The 17,192-nt window shown below is 63.0% G+C and carries 18 protein-coding genes; 4 read left to right on the top strand and 14 right to left on the bottom strand.

Annotated elements, in window-relative coordinates; translation table 11 throughout:
- Positions 1–30: 30 nt before the first annotated feature.
- Complete coding sequence (locus MU551_RS09345) at positions 31–1,068, bottom strand: MIP/aquaporin family protein (protein ID WP_247042968.1); 1,038 nt, start codon at positions 1,066–1,068, stop codon at positions 31–33.
- A gap of 206 nt (positions 1,069–1,274) precedes the next feature.
- On the opposite strand from MU551_RS09345, the gene MU551_RS09340 reads away from it, so the two are divergent.
- Positions 1,275–2,396, top strand: a complete 1,122-nt coding sequence (locus tag MU551_RS09340; RefSeq protein ID WP_247042966.1) for an ADP-ribosylglycohydrolase family protein — start codon at positions 1,275–1,277, stop codon at positions 2,394–2,396.
- Here MU551_RS09340 and MU551_RS09335 read toward each other — a convergent pair.
- Both MU551_RS09335 and MU551_RS09330 read right to left on the bottom strand, forming a co-directional pair.
- Positions 2,383–2,919: a DUF4395 domain-containing protein gene (locus MU551_RS09335; RefSeq protein ID WP_247042958.1), complete on the bottom strand. Its 537-nt coding sequence runs from the start codon at positions 2,917–2,919 to the stop codon at positions 2,383–2,385. The genes MU551_RS09340 and MU551_RS09335 overlap by 14 nt on opposite strands.
- 71 nt (positions 2,920–2,990) lie before the next feature.
- Complete coding sequence (locus tag MU551_RS09330; RefSeq protein ID WP_247042956.1) at positions 2,991–4,007, bottom strand: 3'-5' exonuclease; 1,017 nt, start codon at positions 4,005–4,007, stop codon at positions 2,991–2,993.
- A 130-nt stretch (positions 4,008–4,137) separates the two neighbouring features.
- On the opposite strand from MU551_RS09330, the gene MU551_RS09325 reads away from it, so the two are divergent.
- Positions 4,138–4,908 (top strand): VTT domain-containing protein, encoded by a 771-nt coding sequence (locus tag MU551_RS09325; RefSeq protein WP_247043173.1) that lies wholly within the window; start codon positions 4,138–4,140, stop codon positions 4,906–4,908.
- Positions 4,909–5,015: 107 nt separating this feature from the next.
- Here MU551_RS09325 and MU551_RS09320 read toward each other — a convergent pair whose 3' ends face one another.
- The 6 genes from MU551_RS09320 to clpS form a co-directional block, all read right to left on the bottom strand.
- Positions 5,016–5,717 carry a non-canonical purine NTP pyrophosphatase gene (locus MU551_RS09320; RefSeq protein WP_247042954.1) on the bottom strand — a complete coding sequence of 234 codons (702 nt, stop codon included), beginning with the start codon at positions 5,715–5,717 and terminating at the stop codon, positions 5,016–5,018.
- On the bottom strand, positions 5,714–6,472 hold the full coding sequence (gene rph, locus MU551_RS09315) for a ribonuclease PH (protein ID WP_281507014.1): 759 nt from the start codon (positions 6,470–6,472) through the stop codon (positions 5,714–5,716). The genes MU551_RS09320 and rph overlap by 4 nt, the downstream gene beginning before the upstream one ends.
- 72 nt (positions 6,473–6,544) lie before the next feature.
- The gene (locus MU551_RS09310) at positions 6,545–7,342 is read right to left on the bottom strand and encodes an MBL fold metallo-hydrolase (RefSeq protein WP_247042952.1); all 798 of its coding nucleotides are present in this window, start codon (positions 7,340–7,342) and stop codon (positions 6,545–6,547) included.
- Positions 7,339–8,367 carry a glutamate racemase gene (gene murI, locus MU551_RS09305; protein WP_372489826.1) on the bottom strand — a complete coding sequence of 343 codons (1,029 nt, stop codon included), beginning with the start codon at positions 8,365–8,367 and terminating at the stop codon, positions 7,339–7,341. Before murI ends, MU551_RS09310 begins: the two co-directional genes overlap by 4 nt.
- Before the next feature lie 141 nt (positions 8,368–8,508).
- Positions 8,509–9,087: a DUF2017 domain-containing protein gene (locus MU551_RS09300; protein ID WP_247042949.1), complete on the bottom strand. Its 579-nt coding sequence runs from the start codon at positions 9,085–9,087 to the stop codon at positions 8,509–8,511.
- Entirely contained in the window at positions 9,080–9,448 is a 369-nt protein-coding gene (gene clpS, locus MU551_RS09295; RefSeq protein WP_247042947.1) for an ATP-dependent Clp protease adapter ClpS, read from the bottom strand. Before clpS ends, MU551_RS09300 begins: the two co-directional genes overlap by 8 nt.
- A gap of 155 nt (positions 9,449–9,603) precedes the next feature.
- On the opposite strand from clpS, the gene MU551_RS09290 reads away from it, so the two are divergent.
- The gene (locus tag MU551_RS09290; protein ID WP_247042945.1) at positions 9,604–10,932 is read left to right on the top strand and encodes a nicotinate phosphoribosyltransferase; all 1,329 of its coding nucleotides are present in this window, start codon (positions 9,604–9,606) and stop codon (positions 10,930–10,932) included.
- On the top strand, positions 10,933–11,571 hold the full coding sequence (locus tag MU551_RS09285) for an isochorismatase family protein (RefSeq protein WP_247042935.1): 639 nt from the start codon (positions 10,933–10,935) through the stop codon (positions 11,569–11,571).
- A 3-nt stretch (positions 11,572–11,574) separates the two neighbouring features.
- Here the strand turns inward: MU551_RS09285 and MU551_RS09280 are convergent, their stop codons facing one another.
- The 5 genes from MU551_RS09280 to MU551_RS09260 form a co-directional block, all read right to left on the bottom strand.
- Positions 11,575–13,353, bottom strand: coding sequence for a DEAD/DEAH box helicase (locus MU551_RS09280; RefSeq protein ID WP_247042933.1), 1,779 nt, complete (start codon positions 13,351–13,353; stop codon positions 11,575–11,577).
- A gap of 281 nt (positions 13,354–13,634) precedes the next feature.
- Complete coding sequence (locus tag MU551_RS09275; RefSeq protein WP_247042931.1) at positions 13,635–13,964, bottom strand: DUF3039 domain-containing protein; 330 nt, start codon at positions 13,962–13,964, stop codon at positions 13,635–13,637.
- A 14-nt stretch (positions 13,965–13,978) separates the two neighbouring features.
- Complete coding sequence (gene nagB / locus MU551_RS09270) at positions 13,979–14,761, bottom strand: glucosamine-6-phosphate deaminase (RefSeq protein WP_247042929.1); 783 nt, start codon at positions 14,759–14,761, stop codon at positions 13,979–13,981.
- A gap of 28 nt (positions 14,762–14,789) precedes the next feature.
- Entirely contained in the window at positions 14,790–16,361 is a 1,572-nt protein-coding gene (locus MU551_RS09265) for a transporter (RefSeq protein ID WP_247042915.1), read from the bottom strand.
- Entirely contained in the window at positions 16,343–17,137 is a 795-nt protein-coding gene (locus tag MU551_RS09260) for an ABC transporter ATP-binding protein (protein WP_247042914.1), read from the bottom strand. The genes MU551_RS09265 and MU551_RS09260 overlap by 19 nt, the downstream gene beginning before the upstream one ends.
- Positions 17,138–17,192 lie beyond the last annotated feature (55 nt).

Below are 17,192 nucleotides of genomic sequence, written 5' to 3'. Positions count from 1 at the left end.
GGGGCCGGACCTGTGCGTCCCGATCAGCTGCTATTTTTCGGGCTTTCCTTCAAAGAATTGACGGGCGTCGTCGGCACTGTCCCTGTCCTTTCCAGCGCTGCTCTCCGAAACGCTCCCCTCCGAAGCGCTCCCGTCGCCCTCGAAATTAGAATCGTCGTCGACGTCGAAATTGTCCTCAACGTCGGAGTCGTCTTCATATTCGGCGTCACCGGAGTTTCCGCTCTTGCTGTCCCCGGCGTGGCCCGTATTCGTGACCAATCCTCGGGCCGGGCGCCACGTCAACCCACGGAAGACCAACCCGGTGATAGTTGCGCCCAGCAAGGGCGCGACCCAGAACAGCCAAAGCTGCTGTACCGGCCAGCCATCACCAAAGATGGCGAAAGCCGTGGCCCGCGCGGGGTTGAAAGGAACGTTGCCCACGGCCTGGCCGAACTGCAAAAGGACTGCGAACGTGAGGCCGACGGCGAACGGGGCGGCCGCCTTCGCCGGGTTTCGCCCTGCCGTACTGCCCAAGTAGACGGCAACCAGCAGGGCAGCTCCAAGCACTTCCACCAGCAGCACCCCGGGAATGGAGGCCCCGACGTAGGAATGGTCATCGAACCCAGCGGCCACGCTGTCGAACACCACCCCTGTGTCGGGCAACTTCGGCAGGCTTCGTAAAAGGGTAAAGAGCGAAAGGGCCCCTATGAGCGCTCCCACCAACTGGGCTCCCGCATAGGCAGCCGCCTCTACCGGCCGGAGGCGTCCGGCAAGTAGGTTTCCCAAGGTCACAGCCGGGTTGAAATGCCCTCCCGAGACATAAGCGAAAGCCAACATGGCAGCTGTAACAGCCAGCCCCGAGGCCAACGAAGCGGGCAACGGATTGGACTGCGGGATGCTGAAGATCGGCACTCCCAGGCCGACAACCACCAGGATGAGGGTTCCCACGGCTTCTGCGGAGAGGCGGGCCAGGAGCCCGTGGCCGGCAGTCGGATCCGGCGTCGGATGCGGCGTTGCCTCATCGGCGGGTGGCGTGAAAGGGTGTGTCTTCACGTCATCCGAGGAGGACGCGGACAAAAGGGTGGTCATGAAGAGTCGGTCCTTTGTTTGGGGGTCTACGCACTGATAAGCCGGTGTACATCCCGAGGCGGCTGCCGTTCTTCACCGAAGCCGCGACGGTCAGCCAGTCTGCCAACCCTTTCTGGGTGCTTGCTGACCCACCTCTGATAATCCGCCGGGGTGGTGGAGCACGTCATGGAGACAAGCTGCCCGGAATTTCCCGGTAAATTTGCCGTATGAGCACAGTTCCCGATCGCCTTCCGCGCCCCTCAGCCGCATCCCGGATTCACGCCTGCCTGCTGGGCGGGGCGTTGGGAGATTCCCTCGGCTATGCAGTGGAGTTCGATTCTGTAGAACGGATCCGGGAGCGTTTTGGGCCTGACGGCCTCCAGGACTTCAACGAGCTCGACGGCGACGTCCACTTTTCGGACGATACGCAGATGACGCTCTACACGGTGGACGGCCTCGTCGAGGTGCTGGAGTGGGCAAACGAGGGAATAGGTGCCGACGCGAACGCCTGCCTGTGGCTTGCGTATCTGAGGTGGCTGGCAACGCAAGGTGTTCCGGCGCCTGCATCGGCTCCGGTGCCGCAACCGCGCTGGCTTGACACCCATGAAGTGCTCAGACACCGCCGGGCACCGGGCAACGCCTGCCTCAGCGGGCTTTCGACCGGAGAGATGGGCACCGTCTACCGGCCTGTAAACCCTGGCTCCAAGGGGTGCGGGACCGTAATGCGCTCGGCTCCTTTTGGCCTGATTCCACATATCCCCGTGGATTCCGTGTACAAGCTCAGTGCAGACGCCGCTTCGCTGACACACGGTCATCCTTCGGCACGCCAGAGCGCCGGAGCGTTCAGCCTGATCATTCATGAGCTGGTGGGCGGCCAAGGGCTGCAGGAAGCAGTCGAGGCTGCACTGGGCTATCTCCGGGGCCAGCCGGAACCTTGCCAGGAGCTTCTGGAGCGATTGGAGTCAGCCCTCCACGCCGCCGATATGGCAAGGGCTTCTCCCGGCACTGGCTCCCGCAGCGATGGCAGCATTCTCAGCCCGGAGGAACTGGTCCGGACGCTCGGTGAGGGATGGGTCGCAGAGGAGGCCCTCGCCGTCGCGGTTTACTCGGTTTTGGCGACGGCGGGAGTTGACGGGGACAGCGTGGACCCCGCAGCGCACTTCAAAGCGGCCGTCCGCTTGGCAGTGAACCATTCCGGCGACAGTGATTCGCCCGGTTCAATAGCCGGGAACATCCTGGGTGCCTACTACGGTGAGGCCTGCCTTCCAGCTGAGTGGCTGAACGCTCTTGAAGCTCCGGAGGTCGTCCGCGGAATGGCAGCTCAGCTCGCCACAGTCACGGGCGCCTGAGCGAGATGTTGTTGCAGGCTTCGCAAACGTCTTCGGGGATCAGTCCGCGGCGCTGAAGGAAACCAAAGATCACGCACCCAAGGCAAAACCCTGCAAAGGCCTCAAGGGAAGCAGCGATAATCAGGACAGCCAGCAGCGACCACGCTGCCGGCGCGAGTCCTGTGGCGAGCAGAACCGCCGCAGCCGTGGACATCGCAGCCCCCAGCCCCTGGGCGAAGCGTTTGGGCGGGCCGGGCACCAGCTTGACCCTGCCCAGGCGGGGCGCAAGGACCTTAACGGACAGCAACGCCAACGGTGAAATGCGGGGGCCGAACAGCACCCTCAACCAGAAGCCGACGGCGATTGCGGCCAGTCCCCAGCCGAACCCTGTCAGCAACGTCACTATGGCGACGGCCACCACGAGCCCGGCCGTAATCCTGGCAGCATATTCGTTGACCGGATTGGGAAAAGCGAACGCTGCCCGCCAACCACTTTGCACATGGTCTGGCGCGGCAGTGGCTTCCTGCGTCTCAACTCTGCTCATGGTGCAAGAGTAGGAGAGCCTCGCCCCCGCCAAAAGAATTGTTGCTCACTGTGAACGGGAGCTGCGGAAAGCTAGGAAGCGGCGAACGATGAAGCAGGGATGTGTCCGCCTACCATTTGGAGGAACTCCCCCTCAGACAGCACTTCAATCTGCTGGCCCCGGTCGTGCAACTCCAGGACCCTTTTGGCTTTGCCCGTGAGCCGGCCGGAGCGCAGGTCTGCTGCCACGAAGCCGTCTCCGACAACCAACAGCGTGGTCCGCGCAGTAACCCGGCTCTCCGGACGCGCACCGAGTTCTGCTGAACGCACCTTGGCTTCCGGCCGTGCCATGGTGAGCTGCCCGGTGAAGACCACAGTCTGGCCGTACAGCGGATGGCCTGGCTCGGCGTCGGCATTCGGCATGGGGTTAGCCCCTTCTTCAGGCCAGCCGGACTGGAACGGCCTCGACGGGACACTGCCTGCTCCCAGGGCTGCGAGCGCCGTCAGTGTGGCCTTGGACATTCCATCGCGCCGTGGATCAAAAGCGGGCTGGTGCGGCAGCGCCAAACCAAGGGAGAGGTACAGTTCGGCGATGCTGTGGGCCCTGTTTCGGGCTGCGATGTCAATGAGGATTCCGGCGCATGCCCGTGCATCCTCGGCTGCATCATGGTGGTGGACGAGTGGCACCCCAGCCTCTTCGGCAGCGTAAGGCAATGAGTTCGAGACGAGCGAATAACAGCGCCGGGCGAGCATCACCGTGCAGGCGTAGTCGTAAGCGGGCCCCGCCAGGCCGGACACCTCCAGCCCCGAGCGGATCACTCCCAGATCGAAGGCCGCGTTGTGGGCGGCCAGGATATCCCCGCCAATGAATGCACCGATCTCCGCGAAAAGTTCACCGAATCGAGGTAATCCAGCCACGTCCTGGGACCTTATGCCGTGGATCCGGACGTTGTGGTGGTCGAAGTGGTCATGGTTCTCCGGGGGCCGCATCAGCCAGGACACCTCTTCCACCACAACACCTCCGCGGACCTTACTGAGGCCAACAGCGCACGGCGAACCGCGGAAGCCATTGGCAGTCTCGAAGTCGATAGCCGTAAAGTCCAAACTCACGGCTCAACTTTAGCCGTGGCCGGAGTGCCTGCCTGCACGACTCCCCGAGCGGGGAAGAGATGGCCGGGAAGTCCCTCTGCGGCACTGCCCGGAATCAGTCCAGTAACCTAGAAGCGTGAATCTAACTGCGATGAGTGACTTTGCCGTGTCCGCTTTGGGGGGTGCGGGGCCCGTACAACCGCATCTGGCCTCGTTCCTGCCTGACTGGCTCAACCCCCAGATTTTCCTGGCCGACCCGGCCTTGGCCCCCTGGGTAGTGCTTCTGGTCTGCGGCATCATCTTCGCAGAAACAGGGTTGCTGATCGGGTTCTTCCTTCCCGGCGACTCCATGCTCTTCACGGCCGGGCTGCTCGTTGCTACCGACACCATCAAGTTCAACGTCTGGCTTTTTGCCGCGCTCATCATCGTGTCGGCCATCGTGGGAAACCAGACCGGCTACCTCATCGGCTCCAAGGCCGGGCCTGCGATCTTCAACAAGCCGGATTCGCGCCTGTTCAAGCGTGAGAACGTAGACAAGGCCCATGCTTTTTTTGAAAAGCATGGCGGTAAAGCGCTGATCCTGGCCAGGTTTGTCCCGATCATCAGGACCTTCGTTCCGGTGATCGTTGGTGTTGCACAGATGAGCAAGCGGAAGTTCTTCCTGTTCAACGTGATCGGCGCTGTCCTGTGGGGAGGGGGCGTGACGCTGCTGGGCTATCTGCTGGGCGACCGGATCCCGTGGGTGCGCGACAACCTGGACATCATCTTCATCATCATCGTCCTGCTCTCCGTCATTCCGATCGGCGTCGAGGTCCTTCGAGGAATCTCTGCCAAGCGCCAGGCGGCGGACTACGGCACGGATGCCGTGGACGAGTACTTCGAAGAGCACGCTCCTGAGAACGAACGCAAGACCAAGCCGTAACACCTGAATTCCTGTGAAGGGGTAAAGAACGGCCCGCCCCCGCATGAACGCTGCTGCTCAGCAACGTTCATGCGGGGGCGGGCCGTTTTTGCAGGTCCGGGGCGGGTTTACCGCCGGGCGAGCGCGTCGATAATGGCCGGCAGGAGGGCCCTGAACGCCTTGCCGCGGTGGCTGATAGCGTTCTTTTCCTCAGCGCTCAGCTCCGCGCAGCTGCGGTCATAGCCGATCGGCTGCAGAATCGGGTCGTAGCCGAAGCCGCCGTCGCCACGGGGTTCGCGCAGTAACGTCCCCTCAAGCTGGCCGTATTCGACCACCTGTCTCCCGTCGGTACCCGGATCGACTGCGCCGGAAGCCCTCACAGCGGAACCCTCAGTCCTCGGGCTGAAGGGGACAGCCAGGGCTGCGGCGCAGACGAAGGCCGCTCCCCTGTGACTGTCAGGTACATCGGAGAGCTGGGCAAGCAGCAACTCGAGGTTGGCTGTGTCGTCGCCGTGCCTGCCGCACCAGCGGGCTGAAAAAATCCCCGGTGCGCCGCCCAGGACATCCACGGCCAGGCCCGAGTCGTCCGCGATGGCCAGGAGTCCTGTCGCATCAGCCACAGCCTGCGCCTTGAGGAGGGAGTTCTCGGCGAAGGTCACGCCGGTTTCGGCGACGTCGGGTGCCCCGGCGGCTGAGGCATCGATGACCTGGGTATCGACGTCGAGCCCGGGGACCTGACCGCGCAAAAGCTCACGCAGCTCCCGGAGTTTTCCCTTGTTGTGCGTCGCCAGGACAAGGAGCGGGGCGTGCGTTCCGGCCGTTTCCGTCACGGGGCTTCCGCAAGGGTTTCGCGCTGGATGACTGCCAGTTGCCCGGTTCCGAGGAGGGCAAGATCCAACAGTTTGTTCAGCTCGTCACGGTCAAAGGGCGCTCCCTCAGCGGTCCCCTGGACCTCGACGAACTTGCCGGAACCTGTGACTACAACATTCATGTCTGTCTCGGCTCGGACATCCTCAACGTACGGCAGGTCCAGCATCGGGATGCCGTCGATGATCCCCACCGACACTGCAGCGATGGTATCGATCAGAGGTTGGGCATTGCGGGAGATGATTTTGTTCTCGCGGGCGAACCGGATGGCCTCGGCCAGGGCAACGTAAGCACCCGTAATGGCAGCCGTGCGGGTACCGCCGTCGGCCTGGAGGACATCGCAGTCAAGCACAATGGTGTTTTCGCCGAGTGCTTTGGTATCAATGATGGACCGGAGCGAGCGGCCGATCAGGCGGGAAATTTCGTGGGTGCGTCCACCGATCTTGCCCTTGACCGACTCCCGGTCGGAGCGGGTGTTCGTTGCGCGTGGAAGCATGGCATATTCGGCGGTCACCCAGCCGCGGCCCTCACCCTTGAGCCAGCGGGGTACGCCTTCAGTCAGCGATGCGGTGCACAGGACCCTGGTATTGCCGAACTCGATCAGCGCAGAACCCTCAGCCTGCTTGGACCAGCCGCGGGTGATGCTGATAGGGCGGAGCTGGTCAGGCGTGCGGCCGTCGGCGCGGATAACAGGGGTGGTCAGTGCTTCAGAAGTCATGCCCCTAGCTTATCGACTCACAACGGCATGACCGGCCGGCCCTGTGCTCATCACGGCTCGGGCGGTAGACGTTCAGACCGTGTAGTGCACCCCTGCCACTGCCACTGCCACGTCTCCGGAAAACACCGGACGTGCCTCCGCCATGACAGTGGTCTGGGACGTCCACACCGGAATGTGCGTCAGCAGCAGACGGCGGGCACCGGCCGCCGCAGCGGCCTCTCCGGCACGCTTTCCCGTCAGGTGCACATCCTTGACGGCGTCGTCCCGTCCTTCCTCAAAGGCAGCCTCGCAGAGGAAAAGATCCGCATCCTTTGCCGCCTCTTCGAGCCCACTGCACGAATCCGTGTCCCCGGAGTACGTGAGGACCCGGGTTACAGGAGCCCCGTCGCGGGACGGTTCCGTCACCTCCACGCGCAATGCGTACGCTTCCTCGACGGGATGGTTGACGGCGAACGGGGTAACGGTGAACGGACCCAATGCGACGGGTTGGCGTTCAGTCCAATTACTGAAGTCGAACTCCTCGTGCATGCCGGGATCGAGCTCCAGCCCATATGCAGTAGCCATTCTGTCCGCGGTCGCAGCCGGCCCCCACACGGGAATACGGTCCCGGCCCCAACCCCCCGGCTTCCACCGCACTGCGACATGCAGCCCGCACAGGTCCATGCAGTGGTCCGGGTGCAGGTGCGTCAGGAAGATGGCGTCGATGTCTTCCAGATCGGTATAGCGCTGGATGGCGCCAAGGGCACCACTCCCTAGGTCCAGGACTATCTTCCAGGTCCGCTCGCCGTCGTGGGCAGTGAGGAGATAGCACGACGCCGGCGATCCCGGTCCCGGAAAGGAACCTGTACAGCCCACTATGGTCAGCTTCACGTCGCGGAACCTCCTTCAATGGAGTTTTCCACAAAGTTAGAGGTTCGGGGCCGAACTCCGCCGGAGCGCGCGGCGGCAATCATTTCCGGAGTGATCCGCGCCAGGCTGCCGGTGGGATATTGCGCAGCAACATGGGCCACGTGCTGCACGGTGAGCACCTCGGGGCCAAGGAAACGTCTGGCGAGGGACTCGAACTGGGCCGCATCGCCAGTCGCGATGAAGTGATGCTCAGGCGGGCTCACGAATTTCCGCTCGAGGCCGCGGGTGGCCAACGCACGGTAGACGTCCTTGGCCGTTTCTTCGGCGCTGGAAACGAGGGTGACGTCGTCGCCCATCACGAAGGAAATGACCCCTGTAAGCAGAGGGTAGTGGGTGCAGCCCAGGACCACAGTGTCCACGCCCGCGGACTTCAGCGGGTCAAGGTATTCGCGGGCGACAGCAAGCAGTTCGGGTCCTGTGGTGACTCCGGCCTCCACATAGCTGACGAAGGCAGGACAGGCCACCGACGTGATCTCGAGGTCCGGGGCTGCCGCGAAGGTGTCGTCGTAGGCGCGGGACCCGATCGTTGCGGAGGTTCCAATGACTCCGATCCGCCCGGTCCGGGTAGCTGCCACCGCCCGTCGGACTGCCGGCTGGATGACTTCGATGACAGGAATGCCGTAACGGGCCGTGTACCGTTCGCGCGCATCCCGAAGCACCGCGGCCGACGCCGAGTTGCAGGCGATGGTCAGCAGCTTGACGCCGGAATCCACCAGTTCGTCCATAACGCCCAGGGCGTTGGCGCGCACTTCCGCAATGGGCAGGGGGCCGTACGGGCCGTTGGCGGTATCACCGACATACAGGATGGATTCATTGGGCAACTGGTCAATGATGGACCGGGCAACGGTAAGTCCGCCGACGCCCGAGTCGAAGACACCTATCGGCCGGGACCCCATATCGCTGGCCGAAGCAGTGGACGAGGTGCTGCTTGTCTGGGATTCCGTTACAGCTCCCGCTGCCGGATCCCTGCTCGATGCTGAAGTCATGATTATTCGAGGATAGGGCTTCCCACTGACTCCGGCCATTAGATGTGTCCCTTGGCTCATGTCTATTGAGTCACAATAAGTGTGGCGTGGAGACCACGATGCCGGACAATACTGCGGAGCTTCGGGGCACCGCCGTGGTGATCAACGCCGTGTGCCGGGTTGGGTGTCCAGCGAGTGGACCATCGCCTGCACCAACGACTCCTGAAGCCACGTGGTGAAGTTGTAGACCAAGGCGAGGTAGCTTTCCACGTCTTCAGCCTGGGACCAGTCCTGCATCAGGTGGACGTGTTCGGCGTCGGCTTCGTCCTGGATGTCCAGGCGCTCAGCCAGCACCAGGCGGACGTCATTGAGCGCTGTGGACCAGTGCCGGGCGTCAGTTTCCGTCAGCGTCAGGTCGTCTTTGTCGAGGCCCAGTGACGCCGCCCGCAGGGCACCGATCTTGCCTTCACGAAGTGAACGTTCCGTGAGTTGCCGGAACTCCAGCGACGCGGCGCCGTCGTCCTTCATGACGTTGGGAAGGAGCCGCCGGACCGCCCTGTCAGTGGGTTCCTGCACCTCCATGTCCAGTCCGATCAGGGCTGAGAGCGGGTCCTGGTTCTCCCTCTCCTCAGGCTCAAGCATGGCGATGACATCGGCGAAAAGGCCGCGCAACAGCTCGCGTTCGGCCGGTTCGAGGTAGCCGGTGATTCCCTTAAGCCCGTATTTGAATGCCTTAGCCACGTTTTCCCTTGCCCTTGCCGGAGGTGCCTTCCTTGCCGCCGCTGGTGGCTTTCTCCACCGTGGCCCACAGTCCGTAGCCGTGCATCGCGACGGCATGCTGCTCCACCTGCTCCTTGCTGCCGTGGGCGACGATGGAGCGGCCCTTCTTGTGGACTTCCATCATGAGCTTGTCCGCCTTAGCCTCCGAATAACCGAAGTAGCTCCGGAAAACGAAGCTGACGTAGCTCATAAGGTTCACCGGATCGTTCCAGATCACGAGGTTCCAGGGGACGTCCGGGGCGGTCAGGGAATCGGCTGACACCACTGTTCCGGTCTGGGTGCTCTCCCTCGTATCGGGGCCGAGCGCAACGCTGAGGGTCATCTGTCCATTCTATGGGGATGCTGGGCCCACGCCGGATGGGCCCAGGGCGTCGCGGGCACCACGGCGAAGCGAAGCGAGACGAGGGAGCCGGTGGGGAGGGCCCCACGGCGAAGCGAAGCGAGACGGGGGAGCCGGTGGGGACTAGAGTGAATTTTGTGAGTACCCCTGCTGGCCGGGACCATCCCCGGACGTCCTTGTACACCGACCATTACGAGCTGACCATGCTCCAGGCCGCTCTGCACTCCGGCGCAGCCCAGCGGAAATGCGTGTTCGAGGCCTTCGCCCGGCGCCTCCCCGACGGCCGCCGCTACGGCATTGTTGGCGGTACAGGACGGCTGCTTGAGGGCATAGTCGACTTTCGCTTCGGGCCCGCTGAACTGGATTTCCTCCGCCGCACCGGGATCGTAAACGAGGAGACCCTGGAGTATTTGTCCACGTACAGGTTCTCCGGAGACGTGTGGGGTTACGCGGAGGGCGAAGCGTACTTTCCCTACTCCCCCATCCTGATCGTCGAAGCTACCTTCGCTGAAGCCTGCATTCTTGAAACGTATGTCCTGTCGGTGCTCAACCACGACAGCGCCATCGCCTCTGCGGCCTCCCGGATGGTGACGGCTGCGGGAAACCGTCCGTGCATTGAAATGGGTTCCCGCCGCACCCAGGAGGAATCCGCCGCAGCGGCCGCCCGCGCCGCCGTCGTCGCCGGGTTCGCCAGCACGTCTAACCTGGAGGCAGGCCTCCGGTACGGGATCAAAACGGTCGGCACCGCCGCTCATTCCTTCACCTTGCTCCATGACACGGAGCGGCAAGCGTTTGAGGCGCAGATCGCCTCGCTGGGACCAGGCACCTCGCTGCTCGTGGATACGTACGACGTCGAAGCCGGCGTCCGAACGGCAGTTGAACTGGCGGGGCCCTCCTTGGGCGCGGTCCGGCTGGACTCCGGCGACCTGATAGCGCAGGCGCAGTGGGTCAGGCAACTCCTGGACGACCTCGGTAACCACAACACCAAAATCGTTGTTACCTCGGATCTGGACGAGTACGCCATCGCGGCGCTGCAGTCTGCGCCCGTCGATTCTTACGGCGTCGGCACATCCTTGGTTACAGGTTCGGGCGCTCCGACCGCAAGTATGGTCTACAAACTCGTGAGCCGGACCGACGACGACGGCAATTTTGTCTCAGTGGCCAAGGCCGCCAAGAACAAGGCGAGCAGGGGCGGGCGGAAATACGCGCTGCGCAGACTGAACGAGCAGGGCATCGCCTCGCAGGAAATCCTGGGAATCGGGCACCATCCCGAGGACGACGGAAATGACAGGATGCTCCTGCAGCAGTTCATCAAGAACGGTGAACTGCTCCCGGGCTGGACGGGGCCCGAGGGCGTTATCCGTGCCCGCCAACGGCATATTGATTCAATGGCGGAACTCCCCGCAGTGGTCAACCGCCTGCAGCGTGGCGAACCAGCCATCCCTACTGTTTACGAGGAGGACTGAATGTCCCGTGCCCTGATCATTGTTGATGTGCAGAATGACTTCTGCGAAGGAGGATCCCTTGCGGTGAAGGGTGGTGCAGACGTTGCAGCCGCCATCAGCGAGTATGTGGACGCCCATCACAACCAGTTCGACCACATCGTGGCCACGCAGGACTGGCACATCCAGCCCGGGGACCATTTCGCGGAACAGCCGGACTTCGTTGACACCTGGCCACCGCATTGTGTGGCCGGAACCCGCGGCGCCGAACTGCATCCGGACCTGGACACCGAATATATCGACGCCTACTTCCAAAAGGGCCAATACACCGCCGCCTACTCGGGCTTCGAGGGTGTGCTGGCGCCGGAAGACGCCGTACCTACGGGGGAACGGAAGCCTGGTGGGGCTCCCCTGACGGAAGACGCCGAAGCTTTCGCCGCGGACGAGGACGCCATCGGCCTGGACGACTGGCTGCAGAGCCATGACGTGGAGGATGTCGTCGTCGTGGGGCTCGCTACTGACTACTGCGTGATGGCGACGGCACTTGACGCTGTCCAGGCCGGCTACTCGGTCACCGTGATGCGTGAACTGACAGCCGGAATCGCTCCTGACCTCGACGACGCCTACGCTGAAATGGAACTGGGCGGCGTCGACCTCGCCTAGGAGCTACTTCCGGCCGATAAACCAATCCTGCAGCTTGCGGAGGCGGCTCTGAAGCTGTTCCTCATTGGCCTGGGCCACGGGAGGTCCGCCGCACACTGTGCGCAGTTTGGTATGGACAACGCCGTGTGGTGTACCCGTCCGCGCAGACCACGCGGCAACATTCTTGGCCAGCTCGTTCCGCAGATCCATCAGCATGCGATGGTCCGGAACAGCCGTTGCGGGAGCAGTTGCCTCAGGTGACCTGAGCTTCTTGCGGCTCTGCTGTTCGTGCTGCCGCTGCCTGAGGAGCGTTCCCACCTGCTCGGCGTCCAAAAGTCCCGGAATCCCCAGGAAGTCCATCTCGTCCTCGGAACCGACTTCGCCGCCGGTACCGAACTCACCGCCGTCGAACAGCACCCGGTCAAAGGACGCCTGCGAATCCAGCGCCTCAAACTTGCCTTTGGTCAGCGAATCCGAAGCCTTCTCCTCGCGGTTCGCCTCATCCATGAGCGAATCCTCCGGGTTGAAGAGGCCATCGCCGTCCTCCTTTTCCGGGCGGTCCAGCGCATGGTCGCGTTCTGCCTCCATTGAGTTCGCCAACGCCATCAGCTGGGGAACGGATGGAAGGAATACCGACGCCGTCTCGCCCCGCTTTCGCGCGCGGACAAACCTCCCCACAGCCTGGGCAAAAAACAACGGGGTGGACGTGGATGTCGCATAGACGCCTACCGAGAGCCGCGGAACGTCCACGCCTTCGGAAACCATCCGGACGGCGACCATCCACCGCTTGTCACTCGCCGTGAATTCCTCGATCTTGCTCGAGGCTTTCGCGTCATCGGAAAGGATCACTGTGGGCGACTCACCCGTGATCTTCTTCAGCTGACCCGCGTAGGCCCTTGCGTCCTCGTGATCCGTCGCGATCACGAGGCCTCCGGCGTCCGGCACGGTACGGCGGACTTCGCTGAGCCGTTTATCGGCCCCGGCCAGCACTGCCGGAATCCATTCTCCGGCCGGGTTCAACGCCGTCCGCCACGCCTGGGATGTGACGTCCTTGGTGACTGCGGCTTCGCCGAGGGAAGCTGCCATTTCTTCGCCGGCGCTGGTCCGCCACCGCATCTGTCCGGAGTAGGCCATGAACATGACCGGGCGGACCACGTGGTCGCGGAGGGCGTTTCCATAGCCATACGTATAGTCCGCCTTGGAGCGGCGGATGCCGTCCCGGTCCTCGGCATACTCAACGAAAGGAATAGGGGACGTATCAGAGCGGAAGGGGGTTCCCGTGAGCGACAAGCGCCGTGCTGCGGGATCGAAGGCCTCCCGCAAGCCGTCGCCCCAGGAGAGTGCTTCGCCGCCGTGGTGGATCTCGTCAAGGATTACCAGTGTGCGGGCCGCTTCCGTTTTTGCCCGGTGCAGCAAGGGCTTGCTGGCAACCTGGGCGTAGGTGACCGCCACGCCGATAAATCCCCGGCCGTGCTGGCCGTCGGCGTTCTTGAAGTTGGGATCAATCGCGATCCCCACTTTGGCTGCGGCATCAGCCCACTGCCTTTTCAGGTGGTCGGTTGGGGCCACGATGGTCACGCGGTTCACAGCCCCTGAGTCTATGAGCATCGAGGCCACCCGAAGGGCAAATGTGGTCTTTCCAGCGCCCGGGGTAGCTACAGCCAGGAAGTCCTTGGGCTGTGCAGTGAAATACCTGTCCAGTGCTTCCTGCTGCCAGGCCCTGAGTTTCTGTGCCGTTCCCCAGGCTGCCCGCTCCGGGTAGGCGGGAGGCAGTGTGGGTCCACCAAAGAGCGTCTCGGTCATGCTGCGCCCGCGTTCCCCGGGAGGGTACCTATTGTCAGCGCAACACAAATAACCACAAAAACACCAATCTGTTCCGGATGGACCGGGTCGGAAGAGAACTGCGGACAGTTCTCCCGTATCAAAGGTAGCAATGGCCGGACGGGCACAGCCGGATGACAGGCCAGGCGCAGGGGAATTAAGTGCCGAAGATCAGAAGCGGCCCGGCAAGGCTGTGAAAGCCGCGGGACACAGCATTCTCCGGCAGCGGCCAGGACGAAATCCGGGACTTCAGCCCGTACTTCCTACTTCTTGTCGCCTGAGCCCTTGCCGCCGTCATTGCCGGGGCGAAGTCCGTCATAGACCTCTTTGCACATGGGACAAACCGGGAACTTCTGCGGATCGCGGCCTGGAGTCCACACCTTGCCGCAGAGTGCTATCACGGGCTCGCCGGACAGGGCCGACTCCATGATCTTTTCCTTGCGGACGTAGTGCGAGAACCGCTCCCGGTCACCCGGTTCCACTTCCTGGCGGAGTTCTTCGCGCTCAATGGTGGCGGTGGAGCCTCCGGCTCCGGAGAGCTCGCGCATCGGGTCGTTTTCGAAGGGATCCGTCGTGCTTGTCATGCCATCCATCTTAGCCTCCGGAGCTACAGACCCTGCCACGCCGGCTTGTTGTCGTAACTGTGGCGGTAGTAGTCAGCCAGTTTGAGGGAGGATGCTGCGGCCTCATCAACGAGGATGGTGGCGTGGGGATGCATCTGCAGGACCGACGCCGCGCAGATGGCGGACACCGGGCCCTCGACGAAGTTATGGACCGCCTGCGCCTTCTGGGCACCCGTTGCCACCAGGATCACATGACGTGCTTCCATGATCGTGCCAAGGCCCTGGGTGATGACGTGGTGCGGTACGTCATTCACGCTGCCAAAGAAGCGGGCGTTGTCCCGGCGTGTCTGCTCGATAAGGGTCTTGATCCGTGTCCTTGAGGCGAGGGACGATCCGGGCTCGTTGAATCCGATGTGGCCGTCTGTCCCGACGCCCAGTATCTGCAGATCAACGCCGCCGGCTGCCTTGATGGCTTCTTCATAGGCCTCACAAGCAGCAGGAATGTCCGCTGCCGCACCATCCGGAGTGTGAACCTTGGCCTCGGAGATGTTCACCCTGTCCGTAAACTCCCGGCGGATGACCTCGCGATAAGACTGCTCATGGCCCGGTTCGAGTCCAACATACTCGTCAAGGGCAAACCCGTGGGCCTGGCTGAAGTCCAGTCCGTCCTTGTCATGCCTCCGCGCCAGTTCATCGTAGATGGGCAAAGGCGAGGACCCGGTAGCCAACCCAAGAACTGCATCAGGCTTCCGTCGGAGCAGCGCCTCAATGGCATCAGCAGCCAGAGATGCTATCCGTGAGGTCCCGGACAGGATTACAACTTCCAAAATCTGCCAGCTTTCTGTGCTTTTTCTGCTACCGGTTGACTGAAAGTTGTGCCAGCAGTTCCGGACCGCGGGTGTCCAGCCACTTGCCCCCGAGGCGCACCCCGGTCCCAAACATCACCAACCCCAGGAGTGGACCTACAGCCAAGTTTATCCAGCCGAACAGCGGGTCCCCGGTCACAAACTGCAACAGGAGCAATACCCCTTCCGGCGACACGAGCAAAAGCAGCACACCCATACCTCCGAACTGGACGCCCAGGGTCTGTGCCACATTTCCCGGCGGCTTCTTGAAAGGGCTGTCACCCGGCAGGGGAACCGCCACCGTGTATCTCGCGGACACCACAGAAGCCAGTCCAAGCCCTGTCAACAGGATGCCCAGCGAGAAGCCAATCACTCCTGGCAGATTGATCCAGTCCTGCGTCACCATAAAGGGAAATATGCTGAAGGCCACGGTGACCGGCAAAGCGAACACGAGGCACGCCGTCGCCCGGCCGAGTCGGTCATCGAGCCCGCGTACACCGCTGGCCAGATGCAGGGCGAAGGCGGTGTTGTCGTAGGAGACGTCAGCAGAAATTGCCCAGGCCAGCATGAAGGCGGTCAAGGGGCCCAGCACCGTCAGGACGCCATACTCGCCGGTCTGGCTTCCCTGGAAAAACATCAGCACCGGTAAAAGGGGTATGACCACCAGCGATCCCGAGTAGCGCGGGTCCCGGAGCCAATAGGTCAACGCGCGTGCAGTGACGGCTCCTGCGGGAGTGGCTGGAATAACGGAAAACAGGCCAAGATGCCCGCCCTTGCGCCGTGAGCTCCCGGCATATGGTGGTGAGACCAATGCGCGCTCCAGGAGTACCTTCCAACACCACGTCAGGCCGGCGAGCGTCCCCCCTGCAATGAGGAGTTTGAGGAGTGCCGCGCCCAGGTTCCCCGCTGAGACGTCACCGCCGAGTGACCAGGCCGCCCCCAAGGGCGTCCACGACAGCGTGCGGGCGAAACCAGTGAGAAAATCCGCCGACTCAGCTATTCCCCTGGTTACGACAGCCGCCAGCGGGCCGAGCAGGATCAGGGGAATCATAAAAACAAGGGAGCTTGCGTCTTTGAACCTACGGGAAGCTGCAAGGCCGGCGGTTGCCGTGGTCACCACCCGGGAAAGAACAATGCAGGTAAGGATCCCCAGGACCGCACCGGCCAGGGCTGCGACCGGCGCCAACGGGCCACGCCACCAGGTTCCTACCGTGGAAAGTGCGACGATGGCGGTGGCCAGGCCAGGAATTCCGATCAGACCACCCAGAGCGAGCCCGGCCAGCAATTTGGGCATGGGCACGCTGAAGGTGGTGAATCGTGCCGGATCCAGCGTCATGTCGACGGCGGAAGCCACCACGGGGATAACGGCCCACCCCAGAACAGCGGCAGCTCCACCGAGAACCACGAATGTCTGAGCCAGCTCCACCTCTGCAGAGTGCAAAAGGATCAGGGCCACGGCGCAGATTCCCGCGATCCCCAAGGCGTACAACCCGCCGATGGCAAGACCGATCAGTTGCCACGGGCTCCGCCGGAAACTGTTGCGGAGCAGCGTCAGCTTGAGCCTTAGAAGGTCCGCAACCATTCCAGCCCCTCCGTCTTGCTGCGCCCGCCCACCAGCTGGACGAAACGGTCTTCCAGGCTGGCCCCGGCACGCACTTCGTCGACGGTGCCGGCGGCGAGCAGGCGGCCCGCCGCAACGACAGCCACATGGTCGCACATCCGCTGCACGAGGTCCATCACATGGCTCGACACAATCACGGTCCCGCCGGAAGCGACGTAACGGTCAAGGATGTCGCGTATGTTGGCAGCCGAGATGGGGTCCACGGATTCGAAAGGCTCATCCAGCACCAGAACGCGGGGTGCATGGATCAACGCCGAGGCGAGGGCTATTTTCTTCGTCATACCTGCCGAATAATCCACCACCAGTGTTCCTGCATCCTGGGTGAGGTCCAACGCTTCCAACAGCTCCCCGACACGAGAGGACACCACAGCCCGGTCCATCCCGCGAAGGAGACCGGCATATGTGACCAGCTGTTCGCCGGTCAGCCTGTCGAACAGGCGTACTCCGTCCGGCAGGATTCCCATGAGCCTCTTGGCCTCCGGGGGATGCGCCCAAACATCCACACCCTGCACTGCAGCCGTTCCAAAGTCCGGACGCAAGAGCCCCGTGGCCATCGACAGCATGGTGGTCTTGCCAGCTCCGTTGGGGCCGACGATGCCATAAAAAGAGCCGGACGGTACATCAAGGCTGATGCCGTCGACGGCGATCGTGCCACCGAACCTTTTGGCTATCCCCCGCAGTGACAGCGCCGGTGCGGATGGGGGCGGAATTGGCTGGTCCGGCTGAGGAAGCGTCATGTTTCCACACTATCCGCCACCTGCGCCCGGAGGACTCGTCCGAAAGGAGGAATCC

The organism is Arthrobacter rhizosphaerae, assembly GCF_023062595.1.
Taxonomy (GTDB): Bacteria; Actinomycetota; Actinomycetes; order Actinomycetales; family Micrococcaceae; genus Arthrobacter; species Arthrobacter rhizosphaerae.
The sequence above is the reverse complement of the archived record's forward strand: the minus strand, read 5'-3'. Positions and strand labels throughout refer to the sequence as shown.